The organism is Cupriavidus necator A5-1 (assembly GCF_000744095.1).
GTDB classification, from domain to species: Bacteria; Pseudomonadota; Gammaproteobacteria; order Burkholderiales; family Burkholderiaceae; genus Cupriavidus; species Cupriavidus necator_A.
This window is the reverse complement of sequence record NZ_JQLI01000001.1, coordinates 4,536,598-4,554,527: the sequence shown is the minus strand read 5'-3', so window position 1 is coordinate 4,554,527 and position 17,930 is coordinate 4,536,598. Positions and strand designations below refer to the sequence as shown.

The window sequence follows — 17,930 nt, the reverse complement described above, 5'->3', positions numbered from 1 at the left end:
TTATCGAAGCGTGGGGGGCTTCCCATTCACGGGAAAAGGCGGGGGAATTGGGTGTTGTTTGGGAAATGGGGGGCGGCGGTGGAGTTAACGGCGCGTGGGGCGTGGGACTTTAGGGGGATGTGCGGGCAAGCTGCGATATGACACCAATCACCGCCGGCCTGTCCCCTCTCCCGCACGCGGGAGAGGGGAGCAAACCGCCAACGAGAATTGACCGCGTCTGGGAATTGACGCGTCAGAACCCCAGACTAGCCAACAGGTCATCCACCTGCGACTGGTCCGACACCACATCCGCCTTACCCTCCGGATTGATCTGCGGCCCGTTCATCAGCGTAGCGGCAGCCTGCGTCTCCACCCGCCGCTCGGACGGCACATTGTCGATCAGCACCTGCAGCAGCTCCTGCTCCAGCGCGCGGATCATGTCCATCATCTTCTTGATGACCTGCCCCGTCAGGTCCTGGAAGTCCTGCGCCATCATGATGTCGAGCAGGTGGCTGTTGGTGGCCCGCGCCTGGCCCGGCACCTCGGACAGGAAAGCGCGGGTGTCGAGCACCAGCGTGCGGGCGTCGGCCAGCTCCACCGGCTTCTCGAACCAGGCCTCCCAGCGCTTGTCCAGCGTTTCGGCCTGCTGCTCGATGTCGGACTGGATCGGCTGCGCCAGTTCGACCGCGTTGAGCGTGCGCTCGGCCGCCTGCTCGGTCATGGCGGCGATGTAGTTCAGCCGGTCGCGCGCATCGGGGATGGCCTGCGCGGCGCGCTCGATCTCCTTGTCCAGGCCGAGCTCACGCATGTTGTCGCGCAGCATCCGCGTCAGGCTGCCGATGCGCAGGATCAGTTGCTCGGCGGAATCGTTGCTCAGGGTCGGAGTCATGGAAACGCTCCTCTGGCTCAGCCGCCGAGCTTTTCGAAGATCTTGGTGATCTTCTCGTCCAGCGTGGCCGCCGTGAACGGCTTGACCACGTAGCCGTTGGCGCCCGCCTGGGCCGCTGCAATGATGTTCTCCTTCTTGGCCTCGGCAGTCACCATCAGCACCGGGGTCTTGCCGATATTGGCGTCGGCACGGATCGCCTGCAGCATGGAGAGGCCGTCCATGTTGGGCATGTTCCAGTCCGAGATCACGAACTGGAAGCTGCCGTCCCTGGCCTTCTCCAGGCCGGCGGCGCCGTCCTCGGCTTCCTCGACGTTGACGAAACCCAGCTCCTTGAGCAGGTTGCGGATGATCCGGCGCATGGTCGGGAAGTCATCCACGACCAGGATCTTGATGCTCTTGTCCACTTTGACGGCTCCAAGTAAATACAGTTATGGCTTGTTGCCAGGGCGGGCGCCGCATGCCGGCATGCATGCGCGCCCTCCCCGATTCGTTTACACCCGCTGCGCGCGCGTGCCGTACGTGGCCAGGCGCGCCATCACGCGCTGGGTCATCGCCGGCAAGGGCACGACTTCATGCACGCCGCCGGCGGCGATCGCCTCCTTCGGCATGCCAAACACAATGCATGTGTGCTCGTCCTGGGCCAGGTTGTAGGCGCCGGCCTCGCGCATGCGCAGCATGCCGCGCGCGCCGTCCTTGCCCATCCCGGTCAGGATCACGCCGATCACGTTCTTGCCGCCATGCTCGGCGGCCGAGTCGAACAACACGTCGACCGACGGCCGGTGGCGATTCACCGGCGCTTCCTGCGACAGGTGCGCGACGTAGTTGGCGCCGCTGCGCGCCAGGCGCAGGTGCGAGTCGCCGGGTGCGATATACGCATGGCCCGGCAGCACGCGCTCGCCGTGCACCGCCTCCTTGACAGTGATGCGGCACAGCCCGTCCAGGCGCTGCGCGAACGAGCGCGTGAAACCGGCCGGCATATGCTGGACGATCATCACCGCCGGGCTGTCCGGCGGCAGCGGCATCAGGAATTCCTTGATCGCCTCGGTGCCGCCGGTGGAGGCGCCGAGGATGATCAGCTTCTCGGTCGACAGCAGCGGGCTGCGCAGTATCGGTGGAGGCGCGACGCTGTCAGTCGGCTGCGTTGCGGCGCGCACGCGTGCGCGCGAGGCCGCGCGCAGCTTGTCGGCAATGGTGTCGGTGTATTCAAGCAGCCCGTCGCGGATGCCCAGCTTTGGCTTGGTGACGAAGTCCACCGCGCCCAGCTCCAGCGCGCGCATGGTGATCTCGGAGCCGCGCTCGGTCAGTGAGGACACCATCAGCACGGACATGGGGCGCAGCCGCATCAGCCGCTCGAGGAAGTCCAGGCCGTCCATGCGCGGCATTTCGACGTCCAGCGTCAGCACGTCCGGGTTCAGGCGCTTGATCAGGTCGCGCGCCACCAGCGGGTCGGGCGCGGTGCCGACCACTTCCATGTCGGGCTGGCTGTTGATGATCTCCGTCATCAGGCTGCGGATCAGCGCGGAGTCGTCCACGCAGAGCACCTTGATCTTGGCGGCAGTCATATAAGGTCGTGCTTGTTGGGTTCAGGGAAGCTGGCGCGTGGAAAACTGCCGCGCAAACAGTTCCGGCGTGCGCGGCGGCGCCTTGGCCGAGGTGGTGATGGCGCGCGCCAGCGCGCTTTCCTCACGCGCCACCGAGACCTGGTCGTCCTGCCGCGTCAGGCGGCGCACCAGCGCCAGCCCGCCGGTCGGGAAATAGCTGACGCGGCGCGCGTGCGGGCCGCGCAGGTCCTGCGCCGCGACGCGGATCTCCTCGGCCTTCAGGTAGCGCAGCACGAAGTCCGCGTTGCGGTCGCCGATATTCAGCGTGGTCATGTTGGCCAGCACCGCGCCGCCGCCGAAGACCTTGGCCTCCAGCCGCTCGCGCCGCGCGCCCATCTTGAGCAGTTCGTTGATCAACACTTCCAGCGCGTAGCTGCCATAGCGCATCGACGCCGACAGCATGCGGTCGGCGCCGCCGCTGCCGCCGCCGCCGCCGCCGCCGCCGCCGCCGAAATCATCGTCGGGCAGCATGAAGTGGTTCATGCCGCCCACGCCCGCGGTCTCGTCGCGAATGCATGCGGCCACGCACGAACCCAGCACCGTGGTCAGCACCATGTCCTCGCGGGTCACGTAGTACTCGTTGGGCAGCAGCTTGACCGCCTGCCTGCCGAACTCGCGGTCGAAGTACGTGCGCGTGGCCAGCGCTTCTGGAAGTTGGGGCGTGCGCATCACGGCCTTCCCGCGCGGACGGCGTCGGGCGCCAGTTCATACACCGTCTGCCCACGCAGCTGGAAGGCGCGCGTGACGTAGGAGAAGTTCTCCGAGTGGCCGGCAAACAGCAGCCCGTGCGGCTTGAGCAGCGGCACGAAGCGCTCCAGGATGCGTCCCTGGGTCGGCTTGTCGAAGTAGATCATCACGTTGCGGCAGAAGATCGCGTCGAACTGCTCGCGGATGCCCCAGTCGGGCGCGAGCAGGTTGAGCGGCTCGAACGTGATGGTGGACGCCAGTTCCGGCTTCACTTTGACCGAGCCCGCGCGCGGGCCGGTGCCCTTCAGGAAAAACCGCTTCAGGCGCTCGGGCGACAGCCGCGCGACCTGGTCGGCCGAATACACGGCGCTATGGGCCTTGGCCAGCACCTGCGTGTCGATATCCGTAGCCAGCACGGTGGCGGCGCGCTCGCCCAGCGCCTCGGCCAGCGTGATGGCGATCGAATACGGTTCCTCGCCGGTCGAAGCCGCGGAACACCAGACGCTGTACGGGCGGCCGATCTTCTTGGCGTGCTCGGCCAGCAGCGGGAAGTGGTGCACCTCGCGAAAGAACGAGGTCAGGTTGGTCGTCAGCGCGTTGGTGAAGAACTCCCACTCGGGCGAGCGGTCGTCCGCGTCCAGCAGCGCCAGGTAGGAGGCGAAGTCAGACAGCTGCAGCGTGCGCAGGCGCCGCGCCAGCCGGCTGTAGACCATCTCGCGCTTGTGGCTGCCCAGCGAGATGCCGGCGCGCCGGTGGATCAGCGCGCGGATCTGCTCGAAGTCGCACTCGGTCAGCAGGAAGTCGCGCATCTCGTCGCGCCGCAGGGTAGCGGCCGGCGCGGAGACTGCGCCCGGGAAGCCGGTAAGGCTGCCGGGGGCGCTGGCGGCATTGCGGGACGGCGTCATGGCTTCGCTTGGTATTGCAGGTTACGGCGGGGGCGTTGGGGGCGCGGCCGGAATCAGGCCAGCTCGGCCTCGACCAGCTCCATCTCGGCGCTGGTCATCAGCTTCTCGATATCGATCAGCACCAGCATGCGGCCGTCGACGGTGCCCAGGCCGGTCAGGTGCTCGGTCGAGACCGACACGCCGAATTCCGGCGCCGGCTTGATCGCATCGCCGGTCAGCGTCAGCACGTCCGACACGCCATCCACCACGATGCCGACCACGCGGCCGGCCACGTTCAGGATGATGACCACGGTCTGGTGGTCATAGCGCACGTTGCCCAGGCGGAACTTCAGGCGCAGGTCGACGATCGGCACGATCACGCCGCGCAGGTTGGTCACGCCCTTGATGAAATCCGGCGCACTCGCGATGCGCGTGACGGTCTCGTAGCTGCGGATCTCCTGCACCTTGAGGATGTCGATGCCGTATTCCTCCGACCCCAGCGTGAAGACCAGGAACTCCTGGCCCGAAGCGTCGCTTCCGGGGGTATCGATGTGTCCGATGCCGGCCATGATGTCTAGTTCTCCTGTGATTGGACGATGGGTGTTGGCCGCTTATTGCGCCAGCGCCGGTTCCTGCCGGCGCACGCCGGTGCGCTGCAGCGCGCCGACATCGACGATCAGCGCCACGCTGCCGTCGCCAAGGATGGTGGCCGCGGAAATGCACGGCACCTTGCGGTAGTTGGTCTCGAGGTTCTTCAGCACAACCTGGTGCTGGCCGATCAGCTGGTCCACCAGCAATGCAAAGCGCTTGCCCTCGGCCTGCAGGATCACGGCGATGCCCTGCGTGGGTTCCTGCAGCGCGTCGGCGACGTTGAAGACGCGGTGCATCTCCAGCAGCGGCAGGTATTCGCCGCGTACGTGCATCACGCGGTCAGAGTTGGCGGCGGTGTGGACGTCCTCGGCCTTGGGCTGCAGCGATTCCATCACGCAGTTCAGCGGCAGGATGAAGGTCTCTTCGCCGACCTTGACCGACATCCCGTCCAGGATCGCCAGCGTCAGCGGCAGCACGATGCGGATGGTGGTGCCCAGGCCCGGGCGCGAGCTGATCTCGACATGGCCGCCCATCTCCTGGATGTTGCGCTTGACCACGTCCATGCCCACGCCGCGGCCGGACACGTCGGTGACGACTTCAGCCGTGGAGAAGCCAGGCGCGAAGATCAGCTGCCAGACTTCCTCGTCGCTGATGTTCTCCGACACCGGCAGGCCGTTCTGGATGGCCTTGGCCAGGATGCGCTCGCGGTTCAGGCCACCGCCGTCGTCGCTCACTTCGATCACGATATTGCCGCCGTGGTGCTGCGCGGACAGGATCAGCTGGCCGGTCGCATCCTTGCCGGCGGCGATGCGCTTGTCCGGGGTCTCGATGCCGTGGTCCAGGCTGTTGCGCACCAGGTGCGTGAGCGGGTCGATGATGCGTTCGATCAGGCTCTTGTCGAGCTCGGTGGCCTTGCCGAAGGTGATCAGGTCGATCTGCTTGCCGAGCTTGCTGGCGAGGTCGCGCACCAGGCGCGGGAAGCGCGAGAACACGTAGTCCATCGGCATCATGCGGATCGACATCACCGCTTCCTGCAGGTCGCGCGCGTTGCGCTCGAGCTGGCCCATGCCGGAGAACAGGCGGTCGAACAGCACCGGGTCCAGCGACGAGGCGGTCTGCGCCAGCATCGACTGGGTGATGACCAGTTCGCCCACCAGGTTGATGATCTGGTCGACCTTCTCGGTCGGCACGCGGATCGAGCCTTCGCCGTGCGCGGCGGCCGGGGCCGGCTTGGCCTTCTCGCGCGCGGCGGCGGGAGCGGCAGGCGCCGGTGCAGCCGCTGCCGGAGCGGGTGCAGGAGCCGGGGACGCGACCGGAGCCGGTGCGGCAACAGGTGCCTCGGCGGCGGCTTCGATCAAGATCTGGTCCATGTCGATCACGAAGCAGCACACCGCGATGATGTCGTCGGCGCTGCATTGCGTGTCGAGCCATACCACCAGCTCGCCGTTGACCTCCTGCTGGCCGGTGATCTCGCCCAGGTTGGCGAGTTCCTCGCGCAGCAGCGCCTGGTCGGTGGCGGAGACCTTGATCAGGCGTATCTTCAGTCCGCCGCCTGCCGGGGCAGCGGCGGCAGCGACAGGCGCCGGTGCGGGCGCGGCAACGGATGCGGCAACGGCAGCGCCGGCGTGCCCTGCGGCTTCCTGCGCCAGCTGCTGCAGCACGGCGCAGATGCGCACCAGCGTTTCCGGATCGGGTTCGGTGCCGTTGCGGTAGGCGTTGAGCTGATCTTGCAACACGTCCTTGGTTTCCAGAAAGGTGTCGATGATGGTCCTGGTCAACGCCAGTTCCTGCCGGCGCGTGCGGTCCAGCAGGTTCTCGAAGATGTGGGTGGTCTCGGTCAGCGCCGCGAACCCGAAGGTGGCGGCCCCGCCCTTGATGGAGTGCGCCGCCCGGAAGATCGCGTTCAGATGTTCGGGATCGGGCGACTCGATGTCCAGGCCGAGCAGCAGCTGCTCCATTTCCACGAGCAGTTCTTCCGCTTCCTCGAAGAAGGTCTGGTAAAACTGTGTGATATCGATATCGACAGACATGGCGTCCTGACTCACTAAATTGCTGCGCTAGGCGCGGGCGCTGCCGGGCGGCCGCGCGTCATGGGTTGCTGCATGGTTTGCTGCATCGGTTGCCGGGTCATGGCTTGCTGCTCTTTGCCGCGGGCGTGGCCGCGGGTGCGGACGCGGCCGCCAGGCCGGCCTGCATTTCCTGCGCCGCCTTGCCGGCCTGCGCCGCTACCGAAACTTCGGCGGCGCTGGCGTTCTCGGCCTCGAAGCGCGCCTGCGCCTTCTGGTTGAGCACGACGATGCTGATGCGGCGATTGACCGGCGCCAGCAGGTCTTCCTTGTCCAGCGGCATGGTCGCGGCCAGACCCAGCACGCGCAGCACCTTGCCTTCCTGCATGCCGCCGGCGATCAGCTCGCGGCGCGAGGCATTGGCGCGGTCGCCGGACAGCTCCCAGTTGCTGTAGGTACGCTCGCCGTTGGAATAGTTGGCCGCGTCGGTATGGCCCGACAGGCTGACCTTGTTGGGCAGCTCGTTCAGCACCGGGCCGATCTCGCGCAGGATGGTGCGCATGTAGCTTTCGACGGTGGCGCTGCCGGTGCGGAACATCGGGCGGTTCTGCGTATCGAGGATCTGGATCCGCAGCCCTTCGCTGGTGATGTCCAGCAGCAGTTGCGGACGGAACTGGCGCAGCATCGGGTTGTTCTCGATGATCTGCTCCAGGCGCTGCTTGAGCGCGCGCAGGCGCTGCGCTTCCTGCTGCTCGTTGCGGCGCTGCTCGTCGCTGGGTTCATTGTCGCGGGCGCGCATGATCTCGCCGTCCTTGCGCATCGCGTCCATGCCGCCGCCCGGTATCACGCTGGGCGACTGGCTGCTCTTCTCGCCGCCGACGATGGCCACCTTGAGCGGCATGCGGAAATACTCGGCAATGCCTTCCAGCGTTTTCTTGTTGGCGCTGGAGAGCAGCCACAGCACCAGGAACAGCGCCATCATCGCCGTCATGAAGTCGGCGTAGGCGATCTTCCAGCTATGGTTGCCGTGCGGCCTGGCGTGCGTTTTCGCCCGGCGGACGATGATCGGACGCATGTCATGTGCGCTGCTCATGGCGGTGCTCCCTGCTGCTTGCGCGACTTAGTTCAGGCTCTTGACTTCACGCACGTGGTCGTCGAGCTCGAGGAACGACGGCCGCACCGTGGAATACAGCACCTTGCGGCCGAATTCCACCGCCACCAGCGGCGCGTAGCCGTTGAGCGAGGCGAGCAGCACGACCTTGATGCACTCGTAGACCTTGACGTTCTCGGAGACCTGCAGCTCGATGCGCGCGGCCAGCGGCGAGACAAAGCCGTAGGCCAGCAGGATGCCCAGGAAGGTACCGACCATGGCGTGGGCGATCAGCGCACCCAGCTCCGCCGGCGGCAGGTCGGCCGAACCCAGCGCATGCACCACGCCCATCACCGCGGCGACGATGCCGAAGGCGGGCAGCGCGTCGCCGACGCGCGACAGCGCATGGGCGGGGATCTCGGCTTCGTGGCGGAAGGTCTCGATCTCGTGGTCCATCAGGGCCTCGATCTCGAAGGCGTTCATGTTGCCGTTGACCATCATTCGCAGGTAGTCGGTGAGGAATTCCATCACCACCGGATCCGACAGGATGCGCGGGTACTGGCTGAAGACGCTGCTGGCGGCGGGGTCCGCGATTTCCTTTTCCAGGAACAGGATGCCCTCGCGCCGTGCCTTGGACAGCAGCACATACAGCAGCGACATGACGTCCAGGTACAGCTCTTTCTTGTACTTGGAGCTCTTGAACAGGCCCGGCAGGGCCTTGGCGGTGGCCTTGATGGCCTTGCCTGTATTGGTGGCGATAAAGGCGCCGATGGCGGCGCCCGCGATGATCACCACTTCAGCCGGTTGATAAAGCGCGCCCATATGGCCGCCGGTCATGGCGTAACCGCCAAGGACCGCCGCTACCACGACGACATAGCCAAGAACTACTAGCACGATCGGATCCCCGTCAAAAAACGCGCGTCAACCACGCACAGTTGCCCGTCGCACGGGCGCACGGAGAGGCCTCCGTCCGCCAGCGCTGCAAGCTTGCCAGCCGGCGGACCTTGACCAGGATCAGGCGTTGGTCTGCTCGGCGGCGGCGTCTTTCGAGAGCTTCTTCACTTTCCCTGCGCGTGAGGGCGGACGGCACAGGCTGCACACAAAGTTCGCGTGCGGCTCATACGCGTGCGTGACGAACTGTCCGCCGCAACACGTGCAGCCGGAAAGCTGCAGCATGTTGCTCTCGAAGAACCGTACTAACGTCCAGGCACGCGTGAAACTTAAGACAATTTCGCCGCCCAGCAGCGAAACATGCTCAAGGTACAGGCGGTATGCCGCCACCACCGCACGGATGCCCACGGTCTCGCCTTCCTGCACCATGAACTGGTAGGCAGAGAAGAACAGCGACGAGTGGATATTCGGCAGCCAGGTGGTGAACCAGTCCGTCGAGAAGGGAAGCATGCCCTTGGGGGGCGAGACGCCGCGCAGTTCCTTGTACAGGCGGATGAGCCGGTCGCGCGACAGCGTGGTCTCGGCTTCAAGCACCTGCAGGCGCGCACCCAGGCCGATCAGCTCGATGGCGAGCTGGGTCTGGTTGGCATCCTGGAGAACGCTCTTGCGGGGGGCGGCTGCGGAGGTGGCCGTGAAGCTCCGAGTGGGTTCGGCCTTCAGCAGCGCGGTCAATTGAGGGACTCCACAGGCTGACGTGCCAGCAGGATCGCGGCGTGGATCTGCTGCATGTCATGGCTCTTGGCCGTGTGGGTGAGAGTGGACAGAAGCGCATGGTCGTCGAAGCGGAACCTGCACAGCACCATGTTGGATGCCGCCAGCTTGACGAGTTGCGCGGAAGTCAGTTTGCCGAGGATATCGGCGATTTCCTTGCTGACCCCGAGCCGGAACATGGCTTCGACTTGGTTTTCGCGCACCAGGCGTTGCGCGAGCAGCAGATAGGCGAGATTGACCTCCCTGATCTCCTGGAGAACTTCACTGCTTTCCAATTTTTCCCCGCTACCAAAAACCCACCATGGCCGCTTGTCCAGCGCTTACCGGAGCCCGAAGGCGCCGGCGACCAGATCGTTTGTATGCGGCTGGGCGGGTACAACGTACGACAAAAGGAACTTCGCCCGTGTCTAACTGTTATCGACTCCGTTACAACTGTTACAGAGTGTAAGTGAGACTGTTACGTTTATATCGGCAATTTGCCCGCAATGCCAATCCCTACTTACGCGGGGGGCGAGCAAATGTCGTACGAAACAGACATGGGCACCGTGCATTTTGTAACAAGTCACACGCTTGTCGCTTGATTGCGCTCAATGCTGTTCCGCAAACGTCATATCAGGCAACGCATCACACCGGTCTCGGGTGACTGCTGGATTCCTCTATTGACGAGTGGCGCGCGTGATGCTCACGGCGCGCGTGCCCGAAAATCGCCGTCCAAAAATCACCGTCCGAAATTCAGCATCGCCCTTCTCCGCACCCGCATCGCGCATTCGCACTTCACGATCCGAACAGCCGGCGCAGCCACGCCGCCAGCCGGGCAAACACATCGTCGGGCGCCTCGCGGAACAACGCCGGGCGCGTGCGCTCCACCTGCTCCAGCACGCGCGACGCTTCTTCGGGCTGCACCGAGCCGTACTCCAGCGCCAGCCCCAGCATGCCGCGCAGCTCACCCACGCGGGCACGCCCGGTGGCCTCGTTCGCTTCGGTCTGCAGCGCGTACATCAGGTCATAGGCGCGCTGGCGCAGGCTCTCGGCCAGCCGCCACGCCGGCGTGCGCATGCGCTCCTCGAGCACGCGCACGTCTTCGGCCGAGGCCGCCACCTGGGTCGCCAGCGCTTCGGTAAAGGCCGCGTCGGCCCCGCATTCGGTCAGCACCTGCGCGGCCCATTCGCGCGCATGCGCCAGGCGCTGCTCCGGCGTCCATTCAGGCTGCACCGCCAGGCCGAAACCGAAGCGCTGCGCATCGCGCATCACCGCGGCCAGGGCATTGGGCAGCTGCTTGTCGAACACGCGCCGCGCCCAGCCATATTCGCCGCCGGCCAACAGCCGCGTCACCGCGCGCTCGGTCAGCGGGCCGTCATGCTGCAGCAGCCGGGCGCGCAGGAAGTCGTTGAACTCGGGCGGCAGGAACTCCCGGTCCAGGCCCGTGGAAACTCCGATGAACTGGTCGAATTCCTTGCGTAGCCTGGTGGCATCGTCATGCGGCAGGGCCAGGGTGATCTCGGTCGTCATTGCATTGCCATCCCGGGCCGCCGTGCGGCCGCTGTTGCCGCGCCGCTGTTGCCGCGCAGCTGCCAGTTTCCTGTGTGGATCAGAACGCGCTCCAGTCGCCGTTGTCGGCACCGGCCAGCGCGGGACGGGGCGTGCGTGCGGCAGCGGGACGCACGGGCTCGGCAGCGGCATCGACCGCCTCGTTGGCTTCGCCCTCGGCGGCCGCGGCCGTCGCCACGGCCGGCACGGCGGCGGCGCGCTTGCGCGAGGCAATCGCACGCATGGCGCCGGCCTTGCCCTGCGACGAGGACGACGACAACGAGGAGGAGGACGAAGACGACAGCGAGAACGACGCCTGCGCATCCTCGGCCGCCAGGCGGAACCTCGACACCGCGCCCTGCAGGCGGCTGGCCTGCTCTTCCAGCGCGCCGGCCGCGGCGGCGGCTTCTTCCACCAGTGCGGCGTTCTGCTGCGTGACTTCGTCCATCTGCGCCACGGCCTGGTTGACCTGCTCGATGCCCGAACTCTGCTCGGCGGAGGCCGCGCTAATCTCGCCCATGATGTCGGTCACGCGCTTCACCGCCTGCACGATCTCGTCCATGGTCTTGCCGGCCTGGCCCACCAGTGCCGAGCCGTTGTCGACGCGCTCGACCGTATCGCCGATCAGGCCCTTGATCTCCTTGGCCGCGTTGGCGCTGCGCTGCGCCAGGCTGCGCACTTCGCCCGCGACCACGGCAAAGCCGCGGCCCTGCTCACCGGCACGCGCGGCTTCCACCGCCGCATTCAGCGCCAGGATGTTGGTCTGGAAGGCGATGCCTTCGATCACGCCGATGATGTCGACGATCTTCTTCGAGGCATCGTTGATCTCGTCCATGGTCTGCACCACGCGGCCCACCACTTCGCCGCCGCGCAGCGCGGTTTCCGAAGCGTTGGCCGCGAGGCCGCTGGCCTGGCGTGCGTTGTCCGCGTTCTGGCGCACCGTGCTGGTCAGCTCTTCCATGCTCGAAGCGGTCTGCTCCAGCGACGCCGCCTGCTGCTCGGTGCGTTGCGACAGGTCGTTGTTGCCCGCGGCGATTTCACGCGAGGCCGTGCCGATCGATTCAGCCGACTCCTTGAAATCGCGCACCATGTGCGAAAGCTGCTGCTGCATCTGCTGCATCGCATAGACCAGGCTGCTCTTGTCGCCAGCGCGCGTGGCCACCGGCGAGGAGAAGTCACCCTCAGCGATACGCGAGGCGATTTCGGCCGCATAGCCCGGCTCGCCGCCCAGCTGGCGCGACAGCGCGCGCGCCAGGAACACGCCCAGCAACACCGACAGTGCCAGGCCACCGAGCACCAGCCCCAGCATCCAGATGCGCGTTGCGTCATAGACGCTCCGCGCTTCTTCCATGTTGCTGCGGGCGCGGTCGTCGCGACGCTTGACCATCTTGAACATCACCGCTTCCAGCGCGTGGCTGTCCTTGAGCAGGTCGGCGCTCTCGGAGAACACCTGGCTCTCGAACTGCGAGGTGTCCAGCGGCTGCTTGCTGACCAGCTCGACGTACTTGTTCATGCGCTCGCTGAACGCCGGCGACAGCTGCTGGTACTGCTTGACCAGAGCCTTGCCCTCAGGCTGCTCGAACACGCCCGCGACCTGGCGGATGCGCTCGTCCATCAGCGCGAGCGACTTGGCGATCTGTTCCTTCTCGGCCGCGCGCTCGCCCATGGTCGATGCGGACAACAGGCCGATCTGCGAGCGGCTGGCATAGACCAGGTTGATGTTGGCGTCCTGCACCGCTTTGAGCGCCTGCAGGTCGCCGTGGTAGATCTTGCCGGTCCAGTCGGCCATGCGCCCCATGTTGACGACGCCCAGCAGCCCCATCACGGCGCCGATCACGGCAACGACCAGGAATCCGGCAACCAGCCTGGTCGTGACGCGCAATTGATTGAACCAATGCATAGCAACTCCCCTTTATTACTGAAAGCCCCGGGCGCGGCATGCCGCGCCCGCTTTATGCGCATGCGGGTCATTGCCCGCACCTGCGGATCGGACTGGCCTGGTGCAATGCACTAGGCCCGTGCCAGTGACTGAGCGGCGTCGGCGCGCTCGATGTTCTTCTTGCGCTGCGGTCTCACCTCGGCCTGCATGCTGACGCGGAACGTGGCGATGGCATCGCGCAGGCGCAGCGACTGCTCTTCGAGCGAACCTGCGGCGGCGGCAGCCTCTTCCACCAGCGCCGCGTTCTGCTGCGTACCCTCGTCCATCTGCGCCACGGCCTGGTTGACCTGCTCGATGCCCGAACTCTGCTCGGCCGAGGCCGCGCTGATCTCGCCCATGATGTCGGTCACCGAGTTCACGGCCTGCACGATCTCGTCCATGGTCTTGCCGGCCTGGCCCACCAGTGCCGAGCCGTTGTCGACGCGCGCGACCGTATCGCCGATCAGGCCCTTGATCTCCTTGGCCGCGTTGGCGCTGCGCTGCGCCAGGCTGCGCACTTCGCCCGCGACCACGGCAAAGCCGCGGCCCTGCTCACCGGCACGCGCGGCTTCCACCGCCGCATTCAGCGCCAGGATGTTGGTCTGGAAGGCGATGCCTTCGATCACGCCGATGATGTCGACGATCTTCTTCGAGGCATCGTTGATCTCGTCCATGGTCTGCACCACGCGGCCCACCACTTCGCCGCCGCGCAGCGCGGTTTCCGAAGCGTTGGCCGCGAGGCCGCTGGCCTGGCGTGCGTTGTCCGCGTTCTGGCGCACCGTGCTGGTCAGCTCTTCCATGCTCGAAGCGGTCTGCTCCAGCGACGCCGCCTGCTGCTCGGTGCGTTGCGACAAATCGCTATTGCCCGCGGCCACCTGGCGCGTCGCCGTGGAAATGCTCGCCATGCCTTCCTGGATCTCGTGCACCACCGACAGCAGGCTGCGCTGCATGGTCTGCATGGCCTGCGCCAGTGCGCCGATCTCGTCGGCGCTACGGTGTTCGAAGCGTGTGGTCAGGTCGCCCGCGCCCATGCGCAGCGCGAAGTCCAGCATCTCGCGCACCGGCCGGTTCACGCGCGCCAGCAGCATGGTGCCGGCCGCGAACGAGCTCGCCAGCGCTAGCGCAAAGGCACCCCACACCCACGGGCGCAGGACTGCCGCGCTTTCCTTGGCGAGGATCTCCACCGCTGCCAGTGCCGCCAGGAACCACACCAGCCCGCCGGCCTGCGCCCACAGGATGCGGCGCTTCAGGTTCATGCGCAGCAGGCGCTGTACCAGCCCGGCCACGCCGGTGCGCACCACGGCGCCGTCGCGAATTGCCAGCCCCGCCGCGCGGCCCGCGCGAAAGTGCGCATACGCGGCGCCAGCGGCCTCGACCTGCTCGCGCGAGGCCATCGAGCGCACCGAGGTGTAGCCCACCACACGGCCATCCACGCGCGTGGGCGTGACGGTCGCGCTGACCCAGTAGAAGTCGCCGTTCTTGCGGCGGTTCTTGACCACGCCCATCCAGCTGCGGCCGGCTTCCAGGTTCTGCCACAGGTCGGCGAACGCTTCCGGCGGCATGTCGGGGTGGCGCACCAGGTTGTGCGGCGCGCCCAGCAGTTCCTCGGCCGGATAGCCGCTGGCCTCGACAAAGGTGCGGTTGGCAAAGGTGATACGGCCCTTGAGGTCCGTGCGCGAGATCAGGTAGTCCGACGGGGAGAGCTGGTATTCGCGCTGCGTGACGGGTTGGTTGTTTCGCATCGATGACAGTACAGCTTGCCCGGGAGCGGCCATGCACGGTGGGATGGCGCGCCAGGCCCCGGGCGGTTTCGATCCGGCTGGCGTGGTACGGCGGCCGGACGGGGGGGCGGAAAAAGCGGTAAGAGAGGAATCAGGACACGGCTTCGAGCGCCGCCAGTTCTTGGGTATTGAGCAGCTTTTCGATATCGACCAGGATCAGCATGCGTTGCTCGACCGAGCCGAGCCCGCGGATGTAATCGGTGGCCAGTTCGCCGGAGAAGTGCGGCGTGGGCTTGATCTGCGCGGCTGTGAGCGTCAGCACGTCGGAGACGCCGTCCACCACGATGCCGGTGGTGCGCTCGTTCAGGTCGACGATGATGACCACGGTGTACTGGTCGTAGCTGACCTTCTGCTGGCGGAACTTGATGCGCAGGTCGATGATCGGCACGATGATGCCGCGCAGGTTGATCACGCCCTTGATGTAGTCCGGTGCATTGGCAATCTGGGTGACGGACTCGTAGCCGCGGATCTCCTGGACCTTCAGGATGTCGATGCCGTATTCCTCCCGGCCGAGCGTAAAGGCCAGGAATTCTTCCACCGCGCCGTCTGCCTTGTCGATGTGCTTCATCGTCTAGCCCCCAAATTTGGCTGATGCTGGTTTTCTGGCGCTGCGGCGGCAGTGGCCGCTGGCAGGCACCGGGCGTGACTTCGCCCACCAGTGTTTACGGCAGCCGGGCGGGGTGGCTGAAGGGCGACGCCGGCCCTTCCTTACCCTTCCGTGGTGGGGTGCGGGGGCGCCAGCAGCGCGGCCACGGCCTGCAACAGTTCATCCGGATCGAAGGGCTTGGGCAGGAAGCCCGAGGCCCCGGCGGCGCGGGCCTGTGCGCGGATGCCGCTGTCGTGCTCGGTGGTCAGCATCAGGATCGGGATGCGCGCGTAGCGTTCGGTGGCGCGCAGCGTGCGGATCAGCGTCAGGCCGTCCATGCCGGGCATGACCTGGTCCGTGACCAGCATGCCGAAGCTGGCGCCGGCGGCGAGCGCATGCGCCTGGTCGCCGTCGGCGGCCTCGGTGACGTCGAATCCGCCGGCGCGCAGGCATGCGCCGATCATGCGGCGAAGCGAAGGGGAATCGTCGACGACGAGAATGCTGGGCGATGACATGGGACGCCTCCGGTGTGCAGGGCTCGGTTGATCCGCCTGGAAGTTGGGCAGCGGGACGGCGCGGGCGGCGCGGGCGGGCCGGCCCGAGAACCAGTCCTCAGGGCTGAGCCGCTGCCAGCGTCGTTATCGGCAGCGCGGGCCGCGTTCTTTAGCCGGCGCCGCCCGCCTCACTCCGCCTGCAGCGCGCCCAGCGCATCGGCAAACCCGGCGGTATCCAGCGGCAGCGACAGCAGGTAGCCCTGCACCTCGTCGCAACCCATCTCGTTGAGGATCTCGAGCTGCGAGGCCGACTCGACGCCCTCGGCCACCACCTTCATGCGCAGCTCGTGCGCCAGCGCCACCATCGAGCCGACGATGGCGCGGCCCTGCGCATCGGTATCGAGCCCGCCGATCAGCGTGCGGTCGATCTTGAGCGTGCCCACGCGCAGCCGCTTCAGGTAGCCCAGGCTCGAATAGCCGCTGCCGAAGTCGTCCAGCGCCACCTGGATGCCCAGCGACTGCAGCTCGGCCAGGGTCTCCAGCGACTTGCCGATGTCCTTCATCGCCGCGGTCTCGGTGATCTCCAGCGTGATCGCCGAGGGCGGGATGTCGTGCTGGTGGATCTGCTCGAGCAGGTACTGCGGGAAATTGCGGCTGGCAAAACGCAGGCCCGAGACGTTGATCGCCACCGGCACCGTGGGCAGGCCCGCGTCCTGCCACAGGCGCACCTGGCGGCAGACGCTGGTCAGCACCCAGTCGTCGAGCTTGTCGATCTGGCCGGACTGCTCGGCCACGGTAATGAACTCGGCCGGGCTGACCTGGCCGAGTGCCGGATGGCGCCAGCGGCACAGCGCCTCGGCACCCGTCAGCGTGCCGCGGCGGGCGTCGTACTTGGGCTGGAACTGCAGCGACAGCGCATCGTCCTGGATCGCCAGCCACAGGTCGCGCCGGATCACGCGGGTGCGGCGCGCGCGCTCGCCGGCGGCGCTGTTGAACAGGCGCACCTGGTTCGAGCCGCTTTCACGCGCCTCGGCCAGGCTCACGCGGGCGGCCTGCATCAGCGCCTCGGAGGTCTGCGCGTCGCGCGGGTAGATGGCGATGCCGATATTGACGCCGATCTGCATCTGCAGCCCGCGCGCGGCGATGAACTCGGCCAGCGAACCCAGCATGCGCGAGCCCAGCTCCTGCGCGCGGCCCTGGTGGACCAGCTCGGGCACGCCCACGGCAAACTCGTCGCGCGCCAGCCGGGCCAGGAAGTCATGCGGCTCCAGCACGGCCTGCGCCAGCGCGCCGGCGTCCTGGGCCAGGATATCGTCGGCGCGGATCTCGAAGACCTCGTCGACCTCGCGGTAGTCGGCAATATGGATCAGCAGCACGGCGCAACCGGTCTCGGCCAGCCGCGCCTGCGCGATGGCCTGGTCCAGCCAGCGGCCGAAGGCGACCCGGTCAGGCATCACCGTGGCGACGCTGTACTCGCCCACCGTGCCCTGCCCACGCGCGGCGGCCCGCACCGTGAGCCGGCCCGGGATGCGCGCGCCGCGCCGCACCTGGCGCGGCTCGGCCAGCCGGTGCACGGGGAGCTCGTCGTGGGCCTCCGCGGCCAGGTCGGTTTCACTGCGCACGGGTGCCGGCCACCACCCGCGCGACTGGGCCCGGTGGATGACGAACATCAGCGCGCACAGCGCGGTCAGTGCGCCGGCCAGCCAGGCCGGGTGCGGCAGGCCGGCTGCGTCGATGCAGTTGCGCGCCGTGACCGTGCCGGCGCCGCAGGTGCGGCCCAGGTGCGTGCCGGCCGCCGCCACCAGCCCGGCGCCGGCCACTACCGCCATGACCGCGGCGCCGCGCCACAGCCGGGCGCCATGGCGCAGCCACTGCACCAGCAGCTTGACGCCGCTGGTGGCCGCGGCGGCGGCGGCAAAGCTGGCGGCCAGCTGCGCGGTGTCGTTGGCGACCGGCAGGCTGCCGGAAAACACCACCACCACCACGGGCAGGCTGATGGTCAGCTGCGACAGAAGCGCCGCCGACCAGCTCAGCGCGCGCAGCGACCGGCTTCCGGCTCCCTGGTCCGCCCGCCCGGCGCGGACACCGAGGGCGGCGGCCACGCCCAGCAGGGCGGCAAGCAGCAACAGGACGGAACTCAGGGCAATCATTGGGCTGCGCGGTGGAGAAAAGTATGCGCGAAGACGAACCGGACGCGGGGCAAACCCCGCATCATGGCATCTTGCAGTCGTCGTG

At 67.2% G+C, this 17,930-nt stretch carries 17 protein-coding genes; all 17 read right to left on the bottom strand.

Annotation, left to right across the window (positions count from 1 at the left end; translation table 11 throughout):
- Positions 1-232: 232 nt before the first annotated feature.
- The 17 genes from cheZ to K307_RS20175 all read right to left on the bottom strand — a co-directional run bounded on the left by cheZ (position 233) and on the right by K307_RS20175 (position 17,845).
- Positions 233-868, bottom strand: a complete 636-nt coding sequence (gene cheZ / locus K307_RS20255) for a protein phosphatase CheZ (protein ID WP_042880780.1) — start codon at positions 866-868, stop codon at positions 233-235.
- 17 nt (positions 869-885) lie between these two features.
- Entirely contained in the window at positions 886-1,272 is a 387-nt protein-coding gene (cheY, locus tag K307_RS20250; protein WP_022537464.1) for a chemotaxis response regulator CheY, read from the bottom strand.
- Positions 1,273-1,359: 87 nt separating this feature from the next.
- Positions 1,360-2,430 carry a protein-glutamate methylesterase/protein-glutamine glutaminase gene (locus tag K307_RS20245; protein WP_042880778.1) on the bottom strand — a complete coding sequence of 357 codons (1,071 nt, stop codon included), beginning with the start codon at positions 2,428-2,430 and terminating at the stop codon, positions 1,360-1,362.
- Between the two features lie 21 nt (positions 2,431-2,451).
- Positions 2,452-3,138: a chemoreceptor glutamine deamidase CheD gene (cheD, locus tag K307_RS20240; RefSeq protein ID WP_042880777.1), complete on the bottom strand. Its 687-nt coding sequence runs from the start codon at positions 3,136-3,138 to the stop codon at positions 2,452-2,454.
- Entirely contained in the window at positions 3,138-4,061 is a 924-nt protein-coding gene (locus tag K307_RS20235; protein WP_042880776.1) for a CheR family methyltransferase, read from the bottom strand. Before K307_RS20235 ends, cheD begins: the two co-directional genes overlap by 1 nt.
- 53 nt (positions 4,062-4,114) lie before the next feature.
- Positions 4,115-4,609, bottom strand: coding sequence for a chemotaxis protein CheW (locus tag K307_RS20230; RefSeq protein ID WP_022537460.1), 495 nt, complete (start codon positions 4,607-4,609; stop codon positions 4,115-4,117).
- A gap of 42 nt (positions 4,610-4,651) precedes the next feature.
- Positions 4,652-6,661 (bottom strand): chemotaxis protein CheA, encoded by a 2,010-nt coding sequence (gene cheA, locus K307_RS20225; protein ID WP_042880774.1) that lies wholly within the window; start codon positions 6,659-6,661, stop codon positions 4,652-4,654.
- Positions 6,662-6,758: 97 nt separating this feature from the next.
- On the bottom strand, positions 6,759-7,730 hold the full coding sequence (motB, locus tag K307_RS20220; RefSeq protein WP_042880772.1) for a flagellar motor protein MotB: 972 nt from the start codon (positions 7,728-7,730) through the stop codon (positions 6,759-6,761).
- A gap of 27 nt (positions 7,731-7,757) precedes the next feature.
- Complete coding sequence (gene motA / locus K307_RS20215; protein ID WP_042880770.1) at positions 7,758-8,621, bottom strand: flagellar motor stator protein MotA; 864 nt, start codon at positions 8,619-8,621, stop codon at positions 7,758-7,760.
- 120 nt (positions 8,622-8,741) lie between these two features.
- Positions 8,742-9,350, bottom strand: coding sequence for a flagellar transcriptional regulator FlhC (gene flhC / locus K307_RS20210; protein ID WP_042880768.1), 609 nt, complete (start codon positions 9,348-9,350; stop codon positions 8,742-8,744).
- Positions 9,347-9,664 carry a flagellar transcriptional regulator FlhD gene (flhD, locus tag K307_RS20205; protein WP_022537455.1) on the bottom strand — a complete coding sequence of 106 codons (318 nt, stop codon included), beginning with the start codon at positions 9,662-9,664 and terminating at the stop codon, positions 9,347-9,349. Before flhD ends, flhC begins: the two co-directional genes overlap by 4 nt.
- A gap of 499 nt (positions 9,665-10,163) precedes the next feature.
- Positions 10,164-10,898 carry a DUF4088 family protein gene (locus K307_RS20200; protein WP_042880764.1) on the bottom strand — a complete coding sequence of 245 codons (735 nt, stop codon included), beginning with the start codon at positions 10,896-10,898 and terminating at the stop codon, positions 10,164-10,166.
- Positions 10,899-10,977: 79 nt separating this feature from the next.
- Positions 10,978-12,816: a methyl-accepting chemotaxis protein gene (locus K307_RS20195; protein ID WP_042880762.1), complete on the bottom strand. Its 1,839-nt coding sequence runs from the start codon at positions 12,814-12,816 to the stop codon at positions 10,978-10,980.
- Between the two features lie 110 nt (positions 12,817-12,926).
- Entirely contained in the window at positions 12,927-14,576 is a 1,650-nt protein-coding gene (locus K307_RS20190) for a PAS domain-containing methyl-accepting chemotaxis protein (protein WP_042880760.1), read from the bottom strand.
- Between the two features lie 130 nt (positions 14,577-14,706).
- Positions 14,707-15,183 carry a chemotaxis protein CheW gene (locus tag K307_RS20185; RefSeq protein ID WP_042880758.1) on the bottom strand — a complete coding sequence of 159 codons (477 nt, stop codon included), beginning with the start codon at positions 15,181-15,183 and terminating at the stop codon, positions 14,707-14,709.
- A 140-nt stretch (positions 15,184-15,323) separates the two neighbouring features.
- Complete coding sequence (locus K307_RS20180; protein ID WP_042880757.1) at positions 15,324-15,716, bottom strand: response regulator; 393 nt, start codon at positions 15,714-15,716, stop codon at positions 15,324-15,326.
- A 167-nt stretch (positions 15,717-15,883) separates the two neighbouring features.
- Entirely contained in the window at positions 15,884-17,845 is a 1,962-nt protein-coding gene (locus K307_RS20175; RefSeq protein WP_042880755.1) for a putative bifunctional diguanylate cyclase/phosphodiesterase, read from the bottom strand.
- Positions 17,846-17,930 lie beyond the last annotated feature (85 nt).

Excerpts from the sequence above, each read along its gene's own strand:
- K307_RS20180 (WP_042880757.1), bottom strand. The coding sequence starts at position 15,716 with ATGTCATCGCCCAGCATTCTCGTCGTCGACGATTCCCCTTCGCTTCGC.
- K307_RS20175 (WP_042880755.1), bottom strand. The coding sequence starts at position 17,845 with ATGATTGCCCTGAGTTCCGTCCTGTTGCTGCTTGCCGCCCTGCTGGGC.
- K307_RS20190 (WP_042880760.1), bottom strand. The coding sequence starts at position 14,576 with ATGCGAAACAACCAACCCGTCACGCAGCGCGAATACCAGCTCTCCCCG.
- K307_RS20185 (WP_042880758.1), bottom strand. The coding sequence starts at position 15,183 with ATGAAGCACATCGACAAGGCAGACGGCGCGGTGGAAGAATTCCTGGCC.
- K307_RS20245 (WP_042880778.1), bottom strand. The coding sequence starts at position 2,430 with ATGACTGCCGCCAAGATCAAGGTGCTCTGCGTGGACGACTCCGCGCTG.
- cheD (WP_042880777.1), bottom strand. The coding sequence starts at position 3,138 with ATGCGCACGCCCCAACTTCCAGAAGCGCTGGCCACGCGCACGTACTTC.
- cheA (WP_042880774.1), bottom strand. The coding sequence starts at position 6,661 with ATGTCTGTCGATATCGATATCACACAGTTTTACCAGACCTTCTTCGAG.
- K307_RS20235 (WP_042880776.1), bottom strand. The coding sequence starts at position 4,061 with ATGACGCCGTCCCGCAATGCCGCCAGCGCCCCCGGCAGCCTTACCGGC.
- motB (WP_042880772.1), bottom strand. The coding sequence starts at position 7,730 with ATGAGCAGCGCACATGACATGCGTCCGATCATCGTCCGCCGGGCGAAA.
- K307_RS20200 (WP_042880764.1), bottom strand. The coding sequence starts at position 10,898 with ATGACGACCGAGATCACCCTGGCCCTGCCGCATGACGATGCCACCAGG.
- K307_RS20230 (WP_022537460.1), bottom strand. The coding sequence starts at position 4,609 with ATGGCCGGCATCGGACACATCGATACCCCCGGAAGCGACGCTTCGGGC.
- cheZ (WP_042880780.1), bottom strand. The coding sequence starts at position 868 with ATGACTCCGACCCTGAGCAACGATTCCGCCGAGCAACTGATCCTGCGC.
- K307_RS20195 (WP_042880762.1), bottom strand. The coding sequence starts at position 12,816 with ATGCATTGGTTCAATCAATTGCGCGTCACGACCAGGCTGGTTGCCGGA.